The organism is Acidovorax sp. GW821-FHT09B03, from assembly GCF_059418305.1.
In genome coordinates this window covers 207,509-223,310 of record NZ_JBWKPP010000003.1, presented here as the reverse complement: position 1 = coordinate 223,310, position 15,802 = coordinate 207,509, and the positions used below count along the sequence as shown (strand labels likewise).

At 66.5% G+C, this 15,802-nt stretch carries 12 protein-coding genes; all 12 read left to right on the top strand.

Annotation, left to right across the window (positions count from 1 at the left end; all coding sequences use genetic code 11):
- Positions 1-11 precede the first annotated feature (11 nt).
- The 12 genes from AC07PA_RS07430 to AC07PA_RS07375 all read left to right on the top strand — a co-directional run bounded on the left by AC07PA_RS07430 (position 12) and on the right by AC07PA_RS07375 (position 15,798).
- Entirely contained in the window at positions 12-1,769 is a 1,758-nt protein-coding gene (locus tag AC07PA_RS07430) for a type I secretion system permease/ATPase (protein WP_494608303.1), read from the top strand.
- Between the two features lie 57 nt (positions 1,770-1,826).
- Positions 1,827-3,188, top strand: a complete 1,362-nt coding sequence (locus tag AC07PA_RS07425; protein ID WP_494608302.1) for an HlyD family type I secretion periplasmic adaptor subunit — start codon at positions 1,827-1,829, stop codon at positions 3,186-3,188.
- A gap of 4 nt (positions 3,189-3,192) precedes the next feature.
- Entirely contained in the window at positions 3,193-4,581 is a 1,389-nt protein-coding gene (locus AC07PA_RS07420) for a TolC family outer membrane protein (RefSeq protein ID WP_494608301.1), read from the top strand.
- Between the two features lie 196 nt (positions 4,582-4,777).
- Positions 4,778-5,878, top strand: a complete 1,101-nt coding sequence (locus tag AC07PA_RS07415; RefSeq protein WP_007860862.1) for an MraY family glycosyltransferase — start codon at positions 4,778-4,780, stop codon at positions 5,876-5,878.
- Positions 5,879-6,068: 190 nt separating this feature from the next.
- Positions 6,069-6,959 carry an acetylglutamate kinase gene (gene argB / locus AC07PA_RS07410; protein ID WP_007860864.1) on the top strand — a complete coding sequence of 297 codons (891 nt, stop codon included), beginning with the start codon at positions 6,069-6,071 and terminating at the stop codon, positions 6,957-6,959.
- Between the two features lie 13 nt (positions 6,960-6,972).
- Positions 6,973-7,665 (top strand): response regulator transcription factor, encoded by a 693-nt coding sequence (locus AC07PA_RS07405; RefSeq protein WP_007860866.1) that lies wholly within the window; start codon positions 6,973-6,975, stop codon positions 7,663-7,665.
- Between the two features lie 79 nt (positions 7,666-7,744).
- Positions 7,745-9,196 (top strand): sensor histidine kinase, encoded by a 1,452-nt coding sequence (locus AC07PA_RS07400; RefSeq protein ID WP_007860868.1) that lies wholly within the window; start codon positions 7,745-7,747, stop codon positions 9,194-9,196.
- A gap of 177 nt (positions 9,197-9,373) precedes the next feature.
- A complete protein-coding gene (slmA, locus tag AC07PA_RS07395) occupies positions 9,374-10,036 on the top strand; it encodes a nucleoid occlusion factor SlmA (RefSeq protein WP_007860869.1) in 663 nt (220 codons plus the stop codon).
- 212 nt (positions 10,037-10,248) lie between these two features.
- A complete protein-coding gene (locus AC07PA_RS07390) occupies positions 10,249-10,983 on the top strand; it encodes a TetR/AcrR family transcriptional regulator (RefSeq protein ID WP_007860871.1) in 735 nt (244 codons plus the stop codon).
- Between the two features lie 4 nt (positions 10,984-10,987).
- The gene (locus tag AC07PA_RS07385; RefSeq protein WP_494608300.1) at positions 10,988-12,784 is read left to right on the top strand and encodes an acyl-CoA dehydrogenase C-terminal domain-containing protein; all 1,797 of its coding nucleotides are present in this window, start codon (positions 10,988-10,990) and stop codon (positions 12,782-12,784) included.
- A gap of 53 nt (positions 12,785-12,837) precedes the next feature.
- Complete coding sequence (locus AC07PA_RS07380) at positions 12,838-13,284, top strand: DUF2147 domain-containing protein (protein ID WP_007860874.1); 447 nt, start codon at positions 12,838-12,840, stop codon at positions 13,282-13,284.
- A gap of 90 nt (positions 13,285-13,374) precedes the next feature.
- Positions 13,375-15,798, top strand: coding sequence for a 3-hydroxyacyl-CoA dehydrogenase/enoyl-CoA hydratase family protein (locus AC07PA_RS07375; protein WP_494608299.1), 2,424 nt, complete (start codon positions 13,375-13,377; stop codon positions 15,796-15,798).
- Positions 15,799-15,802 lie beyond the last annotated feature (4 nt).

The following is a 15,802-nucleotide window of genomic DNA, read 5'->3' as shown; positions in this document are numbered from 1 at the left end:
CGAGTCCATTCATGAAGAAAACTGGTTTTTTCCACCGCAGCGAGCTCACCGAGGCGCTGTGGACCTTCCGGCGGGAGTTCATCGTGGTTGGCATCTTCAGCATGGTGGCCAATGTGCTCATGCTGGCGCCCACCATGTACATGCTGCAGGTCTTTGACCGCGTCATGTCCAGCCGCAGCGAACTGACCCTGATCGTCATGTCGCTCATCACGCTGTTCTTTTTCATCGTGATGGCGTTTGCCGAGTGGATGCGATCGCGCGTGCTCGTGCATGCCGGCCTGCGCCTGGATGGGGTGCTCAGCACCCGTGTCTTCAACGCCAGTTTCGAGGCCCGCCTGAGCCAGACCGGGGCCTCGGTGGTGCGCGCATTCATGGACCTCATCCAGATCCGCCAGTTCCTCACGGGCAATGGCATTTTGGCGTTCTTCGACATTCCTTGGGCTCCTATCTACCTGGCCGTGCTGTTCTTTCTGCACCCCGTGCTGGGCTATGCGGCGCTGGTCTTCGCAGCGATCCAGGGTGCGTTGGCATGGTTTGGCCACCGCCACACCGTAGCGCCATCGGAAGCCGCATCCAAGGCCACATCGGAATCGGGTGCCTATCTGCAAAGCAAGCTGCGCAATGCGGAGGCGCTGGAGTCCATGGGCATGGTGCACAACCTGCGCCCCCACTGGGCCAAGCGCCATGCCAAGGCCCTGGAGTTGCATGGCCAAGCCCAGGCGCTCACGCACCGTATCAGTGCCTGGAGCAAGCTCATTCGCTACAGCCAGCAGTCGCTTGCACTTGGTATTGGCGCCTTGTTGGTGATCGACGGCCAGCTGTCGCCGGGCGGCATGATTGCCGCCAACGTGCTCATGGGGCGTGCACTGGCGCCCATCGACATGCTGGTCGGCACCTGGCGCAGCTTCATCGGTGCGCGCAGCGCTTTCGAGCGCCTGGAGGATCTGCTGCGCACACACCCCGAACGTGATGCCGCACTGTCTCGTGTCGCGCCCAAGGGGGATGTTTTGGTGCGCGGGCTGGTGGCAACGGCTCCCGGTCGGCCGCTGCCCATTCTCAAGGGCGTGAGTACGGCAGCCCCAGCGGGAACGGTGACCGTTGTCCTGGGCCCTTCGGGGTCGGGCAAGTCCACCCTGGCGCGCTGCCTGATGGGCATCTGGCCCGGTGCGTCGGGCGAGGTGCTGCTCGATGGTTTGCCCCTCGATGGCTGGGACCGCATGGAACTGGGGCCGTACCTGGGCTATCTACCGCAGGACATCGAGCTCTTCGAGGGCTCCATTGCCGAGAACATTGCGCGCTTCGGGCAGGTCGACCCCGAAAAAGTCATTGCCGCAGCGCGTAGCGCGGGCCTGCACGAAATGATCCTGCGCTTTCCCAAGGGCTATGACACGCCCATCGGCGAGGCGGGCAACCTCCTCTCCGGCGGCCAGCGCCAACGCGTGGGCCTGGCGCGGGCCATGTATGGCGACCCGGTGATGGTGGTGCTCGATGAGCCTAACGCCAACCTGGACGACGTGGGCGAAGCCGCCCTGGTTCGCGCGGTGCAGGAACTCAAGTCCAAGGGGTGCACGGTATTCCTGATCACCCACCGGCCCGGGATCCTGGCCGTTGCAGACCGGCTGCTGGTCCTTCAGGACGGCGCTGTGGTGGCCGACGGGCCGCGTGACGCGGTGCTCGACGCCCTGCGCGCGGGCCATGCCGCCGCTGCAGCTGCGCAGTCTTCGCCTCCGGCTGCGACATCGGGCGGGCTGCAGCCCGCGCCCGTATGAGCGCGGCGCCAACGCCGCACTCCGTTTTATTGATGCCTCTTTCTGTCGGGTACTGACATGGTCAAATCATTGTTTCCTTTGAATAAGAAGCCGGATCCATCGCTGGACGGCAACGAAGCCGTGGCGCTTCCCGCAGCCGGGGACCCCGGCCGTGCCGGGCGCATGGGCTTGTGGGCGCTGGCCATCGGTTTTGGCGGGTTCCTGCTGTGGGCGTCTCTGGCTCCTCTGGATGAAGGGGTGCCGGCTGCCGGTATCGTCGCCATCGACACCAAGCGCAAGGCGGTACAGCACCTGAGTGGCGGCATCGTCAAGGAGGTGCTGGTGCGCGAAGGCGATGAGGTGAAGGAAGGTCAGTTGCTGATCCGCCTGGACTCGGCCGTGGCACGGGCCAACTACGAGTCTGTGCGCCAACGCTACCTGGGACTGCGCGCCATGCAGGGGCGCCTGCTGGCAGAGCAGGGCGGCCTGGCCAGTATCAGTTTCCATGCCGACCTGCAGGCCGCAGGCTCCGACCCGCTCATCCGCCAGCAGATGCAGAACCAAGAGCAGCTGTTCATGACGCGGCGCAGCCTGTTGCGTTCCGACCTGCAATCCATTGAGGAAAGCATCCAGGGCCAGGAAGGCCTGCTGCAGGCCTATGACGGCATGCTGGCCAGCCGCAAGAGCCAGTTGTCGCTGATCAATGAAGAGTTGAGCAATCTGCGTGGTCTGGTCAAGGAAGGCTATGCACCACGCAACCGCCAACTGGAGATGGAGCGCATGGTCGCCGACTCCACGACGGGGATTGCCGATCTTCAGGGCAATACCATCCGCGCGCGCCGCACCATTGGTGAGTTGCGCCAGCGCGCCCTGTCGCGCCAGCAGGAATATCGCAAGGAAGTCGAGAGCAGTCTGGCTGAAGTGAGCCGCGAAGTGCTCTCGGACAATGAAAAGCTGCATGCCGTCACCGACGACCTGGGGCGCACCGAGATCAAGGCGCCAGCCTCTGGCCAGGTGGTGAGTCTGGCCATCCAGACCGTGGGCGGTGTGATTGCACCCGGGCAAAAGCTCATGGACATTGTGCCCAAAGATGCCTCGCTGCTGCTGGAGGCGCATGTGGCCCCGCACCTGATCGACCGCGTGCATTCTGAGCTGCCGGTGGATGTGCGGTTCTCCTCCTTCGCCCACTCGCCCCAATTGGTGGTGGACGGCAAGGTGGCGTCCATCTCCGCCGACTTGCTGGTCGAGCCGCAGACCAATGTGAGCTACTACTTGGCGCGCATCCAGGTGACGCCGGAAGGCATGAAGAAGTTGGGCAAGCGCCAGTTGCAACCGGGCATGCCCGTGGAAGTCATCTTCAAGACGGGCGAGCGCTCGATGCTGACCTACCTGCTGCATCCGCTGACCAAGCGGCTGGCTGCGTCCATGACCGAGGAGTAAAGCCATGACCCCGCAACGACATGCCATCCTGCCTGCGGGCAGCACCCGACGCGGGCCGGTAGCCCGTCTGGGCCTTCTGGCCGCTGCAGTGGCCGGATTGCTGGCGGCGGCGCCGGCCTGGTCCATCGACCTGCGCCAGGCCTATGAGGCCGCCCTGGCCAACGATGCGACCATCCGCTCCTCGCGCGCGGCAGCCGATGCCAGCCGCGAGCAACTGCCGCAGGCGAAGGCGCAGCGGCTACCCAACGTCTCTTTCTCTGCGGGTCGCAACAAGAACGACCTCACCAGCGAAACCCAGAGCGCTCTGGGTCAACCCGTCACCACGGAGAACAAGTACTACAGCGGCAACCAGGCACTCACCATTCGCCAGCCGCTGTACCGCCCCTTCCTTGGCGCGCTGGTCAAGCAAGCCGAGGCCGTGGTGCAGGATGCGGATGCCACGCTGGAAAGCGCGGAGCAAACCCTCGTGGTGCGCGTGGGCGAAGCCTACTTCGAGGCGCTGCTGGCCGAGGAGCAGCTGGCGCTCATCAGCTCGCAGAAGAGTACCTACACCACCCAGCTCGATGCGGCCAAGAAAGGTTTTGCGGCAGGCAGCGGCACCCGCACGGACATCGACGAAGCACAGGCACGGCTGGACCTGACCTATGCCCAGGAGCTGGAGGTCCAGCAGAACGTGGAGTTCACCCGCCGCAAGCTGGAGACCATCACGGGGCAGCCGGTGGGAACCCTTGCGCGGCTGGACCTGGCGCGTTTCACCCCTGGGGCGCCCACGCCGAACCTGGTGGATGACTGGATTGCCCGTGCCGAGCAGGCGAGCCCCGACGTCAAGGCCTTGCGCGCGCGACTGGAGGCCGCGACCTTCGAGATCGACAAGGCCAAGGCGGGGCACAAGCCTACACTCGATGCCGTCGCGCAGTGGTCGCGCAACAGCAGCGACAGCGTGACCAACGTGAATTCGCGCTATGACAACAAGTCCATTGGCTTGCAGCTCACGGTTCCGATCTATGCCGGCGGTTATGTCAACTCTACCGTGCGCCAGGCCGTGGCCAGTGCCGAGCGGGCCCGCGAGCTGTTGGAGGCCCTGCGCCTGGACCTCAGTGTGCGCGTGCACCGCGAATTCCGCGGCATGACCGAGGGCGTGCTGCGCATCAGTGCCCTGGAGCAGGCTGTGCGCTCGGCCGAGCAGGCCGTGCTGTCCAACCAGATGTCCTTCAAGGCCGGTGCCCGTACCACGCTGGACGTGCTCAACGCCGAGCAGCAAAAGACCACGGCGCTGCGCGACCTGGCCCAGGCGCGCTACCTGTATGTGGCGTCGCGCCTGCGCCTGCAGTCCCTGGCTGGGGACGAGCGTGCTGCCAGCGTGACGGAGATCAACGCCTGGCTGGCCCTTTGATTCGGGCGCGCGCCACTGCCTCGAACGGCTTCTCCAGGTCGTTGGCGGCCAGGGGTGGGGAGGGTGCTCGGGTATATGAATGCAATCGAGATGCATTCGTGTTGTTGCCCCTTGGCGCTTTTTGTGTGACCAGCCGCACGCAGGGGTACATGAGGTTACTTGCCGATACAGGCCCTGCAGTTACGATTGGCGCCTCATGATTTGGTTGTCCGTGGTGGGTTTTCTGGTGGCGGCGATGGCTGCAGGGTTCGTCGTACGCTGGGTGCGGGGACATGCGTCAGCCTATGGAAACGGTATGCCACAGCGCTTCCACATGGGGGATGTGCCGCGCCTGGGAGGCGCTGCCCTGCTGCTGGGCCTGGCAAGCGCCTGGGGCCTGGGCATCCTGCAGTCCTTCCTGGGAGACCCCGGTTCCCTGCGCCTGGGGTGGTGGGTCGGCAGCTGGCTGCTGGTGCTGCTGCCGGCGGTGCTCGGCGGCATTGCCGAGGACATGACCCAGCGACTGGCCGTGCGCTACCGCCTGGCCCTGACGGGCGCTTCAGGGTTGCTGGCCATCTTCCTCCTGGATCTTTCCGTTCCGCGCATCGGCCTGCCCTGGGTCGACATGCTGCTGTCGGCCTGCCCCTGGCTGGGCCTGGCCATCGTGGTGCTGGCGGTGGCGGGCCTGCCCCACGCTTTCAACATCATCGACGGCTACAACGGCCTGGCCGGCATGGTCGCCATCATCGTCTGCCTCGCGCTGGCCCACGTGGCCCTGCAGGTGGGAGACCGTTCCCTGGCGGCCCTGCTGGTGACCACGGCAGCCGCTACGGGAGGGTTTCTGGTCTGGAACTACCCGCGGGGCATGCTGTTTGCAGGGGATGGTGGGGCCTATGTGTGGGGCGTCGTCATTGCCCTGGCCAGTATCTCCCTGGTACAGCGCAATGCCGATGTCTCTCCCTGGTTTCCCATGCTGCTCCTGATCTACCCGGTCTGGGAAACGGTCTTCTCGATCTACCGCAAGGCGGTGCGGGGGGTGTCCCCTGGGGTGGCCGATGCGCTGCACTTCCACCAGCTGATCTACCGGCGCATCGTGCGCGGCGTGTTCCACGACGACGAGTCGCGCCGCGTGCTCATGCGCAACAACCGCACCTCGCCCTACCTGTGGGGTTTCACCCTGCTCACCGTGGTTCCTGCCATCCTGTTCTGGAACAACACCCTGGTGTTGATGGGCTTCTGCTGGCTTTTCGTGATCAGCTACGTCGTGGCCTACCTGGCCATCGTGCGGTTCAAGGTGCCGGATTGGTTGAGGAGATGATCCCCCCTGAGTCGCTTCGCGCCATCCCCCCCAGAGGGGGACGCTCCCGGCGCGGCGGGGCGGCCCTTGCGCGGGAGCGCTGGTAGGGCCGGGCCAGTTTCTTGGGCTCCGCGCGGGTAATGCTTGCAAGACCGGCCCGCGAATGCGGCACAATTTGCGCATCCTCGTTTTCTCCTGATGGCACGCCCCCATGACTGATCTTCTCTCGATTGCGCCCCGCGACAAGGCTGAAATTCTGGCCCAGGCGCTGCCCTACATCCGCAAGTTCCATGGCAAGACCATGGTCATCAAGTACGGCGGCAACGCCATGACCGACCCGGCCCTGCAGGCCGACTTCGCCGAAGACGTGGTGCTGCTCAAGCTTGTGGGCATGAACCCTGTGGTGGTGCACGGTGGCGGGCCGCAGATCGAGACGGCCCTGAACCGTCTGGGCAAGAAGGGCGAGTTCGTCCAGGGCATGCGCGTGACCGATGCCGAGACCATGGAAGTGGTGGAGTGGGTGCTCGCTGGCGAAGTGCAGCAGGACATCGTGGGCCTGATCAACCAGGCCGGCGGCAAGGCCGTTGGCCTGACCGGGCGCGACGGCGGCATGATCCGGGCGCAAAAGCTCAAGCTGCTCGATTCCAAGGACCCGAGCATCGAACACGATGTGGGCCAGGTGGGCGACATCCTCTCCATCGACCCGAGCGTGGTCAAGGCGCTGCAGGACGATGCCTTCATCCCCGTGATCAGCCCCATCGGCTTCGGCGAGAACAACGAAAGCTACAACATCAACGCCGACGTGGTTGCCAGCAAGCTGGCCACCGTGCTCCAGGCCGAGAAGCTGATGCTCCTGACCAACACCCCTGGCGTGCTGGACAAGCAGGGCAACCTGCTCACCGACCTCACGGCGCGCGAGATCGACGCGCTGTTTGCCGACGGCACCATCTCCGGCGGCATGCTGCCCAAGATCGCAGGTGCGCTGGACGCCGCCAAGGCCGGCGTGCACGCGGTGCACATCATCGACGGCCGGGTGCCGCATGCCATGCTGCTCGAAATCCTGACCGACCAGGCCTACGGCACGATGATCCGCAGCCACTGAACCTGGTGATGGAATGAGACTGCTGCTGGTCGAAGACGACGTGATGGTGGCCAGCGGCATCAAGCTGGGGTTGTCCGATGCCGGCTATGCAGTCGATTGGGTAGGCAGCGGCGAACGCGCGGAAGAAGTCCTGCGCGTCGAATCCTTCGACGCCGCCATCATCGACATCGGCCTGCCCGCGATGGATGGGCTCGAGCTCACGCGGCGCCTGCGCCGCCCGGACATGGCCAGCCCTTCGATGCCGGTGCTGATCCTGACCGCGCGCGACGCCCTGCATGACCGGGTGCAGGGCCTGGATCTTGGGGCCGACGACTACATGGTCAAGCCCTTCGAGCTGCCTGAGCTGCTGGCCCGCCTGCGGGCCCTGCTGCGCCGCTCGCAGGCCGCCACCACGGCCGTGCTCAGCTTCGGCCCGCTGGAGCTCGACACCGCGGGCCGGCGCGCAAGCGTGCGCTCCGACGCCGGCGAGCAGGTCATCGAACTCGGCCCACGCGAGTGGACGGTGCTCGAGTACCTGCTCATCAATGCGCCCAAGCCCGCCAGCAAGGACAAGCTGCTGCAGGCGCTCACCGGCTGGGACAAGGAAATCACCCCCAACGCGGTCGAGGTGTATGTGTCCCGCCTGCGCGGCAAGCTCGAGCCGCACGGCGTGGCACTGCGCTCGATCCGGGGGTTTGGCTACCGGCTGGAACTCCAGGCCGGCTGAAACCTCCCCCTTTCTTCTTCTCGCGGCCCTGACCATGGAAACCCGGATCCCTCCTGTGCGACGGCCCGGACTGCGGGCCATGACCTCGGACCTGCGCAACCGCTTGCTGCTGCTGCTGGTGCTGCCCCTGTGCGTGCTGGCGACCATCGGGGTCTGGCTGGACTACCGGTCGGCGGACGAGGCCGCCGGCCAGCACGACCAGCGCCTGCTGCGCCTGCTGCCGGCCCTGTCCGACTCGGTGCTGGCGCCGGCCATCCGCGACAACGACCCGCCCCTGCTGCTGCTGGCCCCTCCCTTGGAGGACTTCCTGCGGCAGAACGCCGGCTTCTCGGGCTACAGCGTGCGCGACCCGTCGGGCAAGCTGCTGCTGGGCGACGACTGGGTGCACAGCGCGGTGCCCACCACCCAGGCGCCCGAGTTCCACAGCATGGAATACAGCGGCGTGACCTACCGCGTGGCCGTGCAGCGCGGCCGGACCGGGGCCGGCGAGATGGTGGTGGCCCTGGCCGATGGTTCCGACCCGCGCCAGCAATGGGCCCAGCAACTGCTGCTGCGCGTGCTGCTGCCCAACCTGGTGCTGGTGGCGGCTGCCGCACTGGCTATCCACTGGGCGGTGCGCCAGGCCTTCAAACCGCTGGTGGACCTGGCCGAGGCGGTGGAGCACCGCTCGCCGCGCGACCTGAGCCCCATCGACGAAGCCGCCTCGCCCTCCGAGGTGCGACCGCTCGTGCATTCGCTCAACCGCCTGTTCGCCCTGGTCAATGCCCAGGCCGAGGGCCAGCGCCGCTTCGTGGCCGATGCCGCCCACCAGTTGCGCACCCCGCTCGCCGGGCTGCAGGCCCAGGTCGAAGCCTGGGCCATGATGGCCAAGGCGGCGGCGCCCCAGCGGCAGTCGCCGTCCGGCCATGACAAGAAGGGCCCGGTGTCCACAGACGGGCGTACGCAGGGCGCCATCGTGCTGGGTGTCGACCAGATCGAAAAGCTGCGCAACGCCACACGCCGTACCTCGCAGCTCGCACACCAGTTGCTTGCCCTGTCGCGGGCCGATGCGCGCAGCCTCGACGCCCAGCAGCCCCAGCGCGTGGACCTCAAGGATCTGTGCGAGACCCTGCTGGAAACCTTTCTCGACCCCGCCACCGGCAAGGGCCTGGACCTGGGCCTGGAGGTGCAGCCCGTGCACGTCACCGGTCACGGCTGGCTGCTGCGCGAGCTGCTGTCCAACCTGGTGGACAACGCCATCAAGTACACACCGCCCTCGGGCATCGTCACCATCCGCTGCGGCATGCGCCAGGGCAAGAGCGGGCCGCCGCGGGTTTTCCTGCAGGTGGAGGACGATGGCCCGGGCGTGCCCGACGCCGAGCGCACCCGGGTGATGCAGCGCTTTTACCGGGTGCCGGGCACGGTGGGCGAGGGCACGGGCCTGGGCCTGGCGATCGCCGATGAGATCGCCCGTGTGCACCGTGCGTCGCTGACCCTGGGCACCGGGGCGCAGGGACGCGGCCTGATGGTGACTGTGGTGTTTCCGCTGTAGCCTGCGCAGTACGGCGGCGGGCGCCGAGGCCTGTGCGAGAATCATTTCCACACATGATTTACGCCCTGCCGCAAGCCCGGGGCATGCCGAGACCCGGCATGCGTCCAGGTGGCAGGGACCACGGCCCCCAGGGCGCCGGGCCGCCAGCCCTGCATGCCCTCCATTCCTTTCTTGCGCATGTCCGATCTTTCGCCGCTTCCCGAGCCAGCCAGCACTGCCGACGCAGAAGACAGCCCTGCGGCGCGCAAACGGCCCAAGCCCGGAGAGCGCCGGGTGCAGATCCTGCAGATGCTGGCCACCATGCTGGAGCAGCCGGGAGCGGAGCGCATCACCACTGCGGCGCTGGCGTCGCGCCTGTCCGTCAGCGAGGCCGCGCTCTACCGCCACTTCGCCAGCAAGGCGCAGATGTTCGAGGGCCTGATCGATTTCATCGAGCAGTCGGTCTTCGCCCTGGTGCAGCAGATCACCGGCCGAGAGGTTCCCGACCCGGCCCAGCCCGCCGACGTGGGTCGGCGCCAGGCGGCCCGCATCGTCGCCGTGCTGCTGCAGTTCGGCGAGCGCAATCCCGGCATGGTGCGCGTGATGGTCGGCGATGCCCTGGTGTTCGAGCACGAGCGCCTGCAGCAGCGCATGAACCAGTTCTTCGACCGCATCGAGTCCACGCTGCGCCAGTGCCTGCGGCCTGCCAATGCGGACTCGGCCACGCCGACCGTGGACGCCCAGGTGGCTGCCAGCGTGCTCACAGCCTTCGCGCTGGGGCGGCTGCAGCGCTATGCGCGCTCGGGCTTTCGCCGCATGCCCAGCGAGCACCTGGACGCCAGCCTGGCCTTGATGCTCTAAGAGTGAATGTGTTTGCGCGCTAGGAGCCGGCCCTAGCGGCTCCCTTTTGCCGCAGGCCGCCCGGGCCTGCGCGCTTCTCTCCAGCCCCCGCGCGCGGCGGGTCGCTGCCATGCAACAAAGTTTTGGTACGGTCTCCCTATTTTTGGAGAGGCCTTTGGTGGGCGGGCAAATTTGCTGCAGAATAGTACGAACGTTCGTTTTTATTTGCCCGCATGCCCGCCATCCCCGACTCTACTCCGGTCACCCGCATCCCGCGCCCCCGCACCGGCACGGGTCGTGCCCTGCAAAAAGGCCAGCAGACCAAGGCGGTCATCGTCGAGGCGGCGCTGGGCCTGGCCACGCACATCGGGCTCGAGGGCCTGTCCATCGGCGCCTTGGCCGATGTCACGGGCATGAGCAAATCGGGTGTGTTCGCCCACTTCGGCTCGCGCGAGGAACTGCAGATCTCCGTGATCCGCGAATACCACACCCGCTTCGAGCAGGAGGTGTTCTACCCCGCCATGTCGGCGCCGCGCGGCGTGGCGCGCCTGAGCGCGCTGTTCGACAACTGGATGAAGCGCACCTCGATCGAGATCGATTCGGGCTGCATCTACATCAGCGGTGCGGTCGAATTCGATGACCGCAACGGCCCGGTGCGCGACGCGCTGGCCAGCTCGGTCCTCACCTGGCTGGCCGCCATGCGCCGCGCCATCGAGCAGTGCAAGGAGTGCGGCGAGTTGCGCCCGGACACCAACGAGGAGCAGATGCTCTTCGAGATCCACGGCCTGATCCTCGCACTGCACTACGAAGCGCGCTTCCTGCGCACCCCCGGCTCCATGGCGCGCTCCGTCACGGGCTTTCAGAACATCCTGGCGCGCTACAGCGCACCACGCACCCCGGTGGCCGCAGCCGCACCCGCTGCTGCACGCCGCAAAGTTTCCAACCAAACCACCATCTCCAAGGAGTAACCCCATGCCCAGCTATACGCCGCCCCTGCGCGACATGCAATTCGTCATGCACGAAGTGCTCAAGGTCAGCGACGAACTCAAGGCCCTGCCGGCCCATGCCGAGGTGGATGTGGACACCATCAATGCCGTGATCGAAGAGGCGGGCAAGTTCGCTGCCGAGGTCACCTTCCCGCTGAACATCAGCGGCGACACCGAAGGCTGCGTGCTGGACAAGGCCACCCACGAAGTGAAGACCCCCACGGGCTTCAAGGCCGCCTACGCCAAGTACGTCGAAGGCGGCTGGGCTGCGCTCTCCTGCGACCCCGCCTACGGCGGCCAGGGCCTGCCCTTCGTGCTCAACCAGTGCCTGTACGAGATGATGAACTCGGCCAACCAGGCCTGGACCATGTACCCAGGCCTGTCGCACGGCGCCTACGAAGCCCTGCACGCGCACGGTACCGACGCACAGAAGGCCCTGTACCTGCCCAAGCTCACCAGCGGCGAGTGGACCGGCACCATGTGCCTGACCGAACCGCATTGCGGCACCGACCTGGGCCTGCTGCGCACCAAGGCCGAACCCCTGGCCGACGGTACCTACAAGATCACCGGCAACAAGATCTTCATCTCGGCTGGCGAGCACGACATGGCCGCCAACATCGTCCACCTGGTGCTGGCCCGCCTGCCCGATGCGCCCAAGGGCAGCAAGGGCATCAGCCTGTTCGTCGTGCCCAAGTTCAACATCCAGGCCGACGGCTCCCTGGGCGAGCGCAACCCGATCTTCTGCACCGGCCTGGAGCACAAGATGGGCATCCACGGCAATGCGACGGCGCAGATCGCCATCGATGGCGCCATCGGCACGCTGGTGGGTCAGCCCAACAAGGGCCTGGCCGCCATGTTCGTGATGATGAACGCCGCCCGCCTGGGCGTGGGCAACCAGTCGCTGGGCCTGACCGAAGTGGCCTACCAGAATGCCCTGGCCTACGCCAAGGACCGCATCCAGATGCGCAGCCTGTCGGGCACCAAGGCCAAGGACAAGGAAGCCGACCCCATCATCGTGCACCCCGACGTGCGCAAGATGCTGCTCACGGCCAAGGCCTACGCCGAAGGCGGCCGCGCACTGCAGATCTTCTGCACGCTGCTGCTGGACAAGGCCCACGGCCACGCCGACGAAAAGGTGCGCAAGGACTCCGAGGAACTCGTGGCCCTGCTCACGCCCATCGTCAAGGCCTTCATCACCGACAACGGCCACATCGCCACCAATGCGTGCATGCAGGTCTTCGGCGGCCATGGCTTCATCAAGGAATGGGGCATGGAGCAATACGTGCGCGACAACCGCATCAACATGATCTATGAAGGCACCAACACCATCCAGTCGCTCGACCTGCTGGGCCGCAAGATCCTGGGCAACAACGGCGCCTCGCTCAAGAAGTTCGGCAAGCTGGTGGGCAAGCTGGTGGAAGAAGAAGGCGTGAACGAGAAGATGGCGGAGTTCATCAACCCCGTCGCCTACCTGGCCGACCAGATGACCAAGTTCACCACCGAGATCGGCTTCAAGGGCCTGCAGAACCCCGACGAAGTGGGCGCTGCCGCCGTGGACTACCTGCGCGTGGCCGGCCACCTGGTATTCGGCTACCTGTTCGCCCGCATGGCCCAGGTGGCCCTGCGCGAGATCGCCGCCGGCAACACCGACCCCTTCTATGCCGCCAAGCTGCAGACCGCGCGCTTCTACTTCGCCAAGCTCTTCCCCGAGACGGCGACGCTGATGCGCACGGCCCGCGCCGGCAGCAAGGTGCTGATGGACACCGACCTGGCCCTGGCCTGATCGGCGCCCCCGCCAGCGGATCCCGACCCCTCAGCCACGGAGCAGCCACCACCATGGTCAATGCAGCAACCACCGCAGCCGTTCTCTTGTTCGCCGCCGCCGCGGCACCGGCCTGGGCGCAGATGACGCCCGAAGGCCTGTGGCGCAACATCGACGACAAGACCGGCGAGGCCAAGGCCGAGATCCGCATCCGCGATGCGGGCGGTGGCGCCCTGAACGGCGTGCTCGAAAAGCGCCTGTCCAAGGACGCCAAGCCCGACGAGGTCTGCGACGAGTGCAGCGATGACCGCAAGGGCAAGCCGCTCGTGGGCCTGGAGCTGATCCGCGGTGCCAAGAAGGCTGAAGGCAAGGACGTGTGGGAGGGCGGCAAGATCCTCGACCCCGAGAACGGCCGCAACTACACGCTGCGCATGACGCCTGTCGAGGGCGGCAAGAAGCTCGAGGTGCGCGGCTCCTTCGGCCCCTTCGGCCGCACACAGACCTGGGTGCGGGTGCAGTAAACAAGACAACCGCATGCACCGGCCACGCCGGGTGCAGGCAACAACGAGGGCTGGGCGCCGCGTCGCCGTCGTCCTCATGGAGAAACACCGATGTCAAGATTCCAAGTGAAGAAAGTCGCCGTGCTCGGCGCGGGCGTGATGGGCGCGCAGATCGCTGCGCACCTGGTCAACGTCAAGGTGCCCGTGGTGCTGTTCGACCTGCCGGCCAAGGAAGGCCCGAAGAACGGCATCGTCACCAAGGCCGTGGAAGGCCTCAAGAAGCTCAAGCCTTCGCCCCTGGGCGTGGCGGACGACGCCGCCCTGATCGGCCAGGCCAACTACGAAGAGCACCTGGAGCAATTGCGCGACTGCGACCTCATCATCGAGGCCATCGCCGAGCGCATGGACTGGAAGCTTGACCTGTACAAGAAGATCGCGCCCTTCGTCGCGCCGCATGCCATCGTGGCATCGAACACCTCGGGCCTGTCGATCACCAAGCTCTCCGAGGCCCTGCCCGAGAGCATCAAGCCGCGTTTTTGCGGCATCCACTTCTTCAACCCGCCGCGCTACATGGTGCTGGTGGAACTGATCAACACGCCCACCACCTCGCCCGAGGTGCTCGACCAGCTCGAAGCCTTCGTCACCAGTGGCCTGGGCAAGGGCGTGGTGCGCGCGCACGACACCCCCAACTTCGTGGCCAACCGCGTGGGCATTGCCGGCATGCTGGCGACCATGAAGGAAGTCGAGAACTTCGGCCTCTCCTTCGACGTGGTGGACGACCTCACGGGCAAGAAGCTTGGCCGTGCATCGAGCGGTACCTTCCGCACTGCCGACGTGGTGGGCCTCGACACCATGGCCCACGTCATCAAGACGCTGCAGGACAACCTGGACGAGAGCAGCGACCCGTTCTACGCCAGCTTCGGCACCCCCGCCGTGCTCAAGAAGCTGCTGGAATTGGGCAACCTGGGCCAGAAGGCCAAGGCCGGTTTCTACAAGAAGCTCGGCCGCGACGTGCTGCGCTTCGACCTCGAGAGCGAAGAGTACGTGCCTGGCGGCCAGAAGGCCGACGAGGTGTACGGCCGCATGCTCAAGAAGCCTGCCGCCGAGCGCCTGCGCCTGCTGCGCAATTCTGAAGGCGCGCAAGGCCGCTTCCTCTGGGCCATCCTGCGCAACAGTTTCCATTACGCCGCCGTGCACCTGGCCACCATTGCCGACAACGCGCGCGACGTGGACCAGGCCATGCGCTGGGGCTTCGGCATGAAGCAGGGCCCCTTCGAGTTGTGGCAGGAAGCCGGCTGGCTCGACGTGGCCAAGATGATCCAGGAAGACATCGACGCCGGCAAGGCGCTGTCCAAGGCGCCGCTGCCCGAGTGGGTGTTCAAGGGCCCCGTGGCCGAGGCCGGTGGCGTGCACACCGCCCAAGGTTCGTGGAGCGCATCGGCGCAGAAGTTCATCGCACGCCGCGCACTGCCGGTGTACGAGCGCCAGCACTTCCCCGAAAAGCTGCTGGGCGAGACCTCGCTGCCCGACTTCACCACCGCCGGCACCACGCTGCATGAGGATGATTCCCTGCGCGTGTGGACGCTGGAGGGTGCAGACCGCGCTCCCGGCACCGGCGTCGTGATCGCCAGCATCAAGACCAAGATGCACGCCATCAGCCCCGACGTGGCCGAAGGCCTCACGCTGGCTGTGGACCTGGCCGAGAAGGACTACGAAGGCCTGGTGATCTGGTCGGGCGACGAGCCCTTCAGCGCCGGCGCCGACCTGCAGGCCATGCTGCCCGCCTTCATGGTGGCCGGCGTGAGCGCCATCGAAGGGGCCGAGGCCGAACTGCAGAACACCATGCTGCGCATCCGCTATGCCAACGTGCCGGTCGTCGCTGCCGTGCGCGGCCTGGCGCTGGGCGGTGGCTGCGAACTGGCCGTGCACTCGGCGCGCCGCGTGGTGCACATGGAAAGCTACATCGGCCTGGTGGAAGTCGGCGTGGGCCTGGTGCCCGGTGCCGGCGGCCTGACCTACATCGCGCGCCGCGCGGCGGAGAACGCCGCTACCTCCACGGGCAAGGACATCCTGCCCTTCCTGACCGAAGGCTTCACGGCTGCCGCGATGGCCAAGGTGGGCACCAGCGCGCTGGAATCGCGCAAGCTCGGCTATCTGCTCGAGAGCGACGTGATCGTGCCGCACAAGGACGAACTGCTCTATGTGGCCATCAACGAAGCCAGGTCCCTGGCCAAGGGCGGCTGGCGCGCGCCTGCCAAGCGGCTGTTCCCGGTGGCCGGCCGCAGCGGCATCGCCACCATCAAGGGCTCGCTGGTCAACATGCGCGACGGCGGCTTCATCAGCCAGCACGACTTCCACATCGCCGGCCTGATCGCCGAAGTGGTCTGTGGCGGCGACGTGGATGCCGGCACCCTGGTGAGCGAGGAGTACCTGATGGCGCTGGAGCGCAAGGCGTTCTGCGCCCTCATCGAGCACCCCAAGACGCAGGAGCGCATCCTGGGCATGCTGTCCACCGGCAAGCCGGTGCGCAACTGACAGA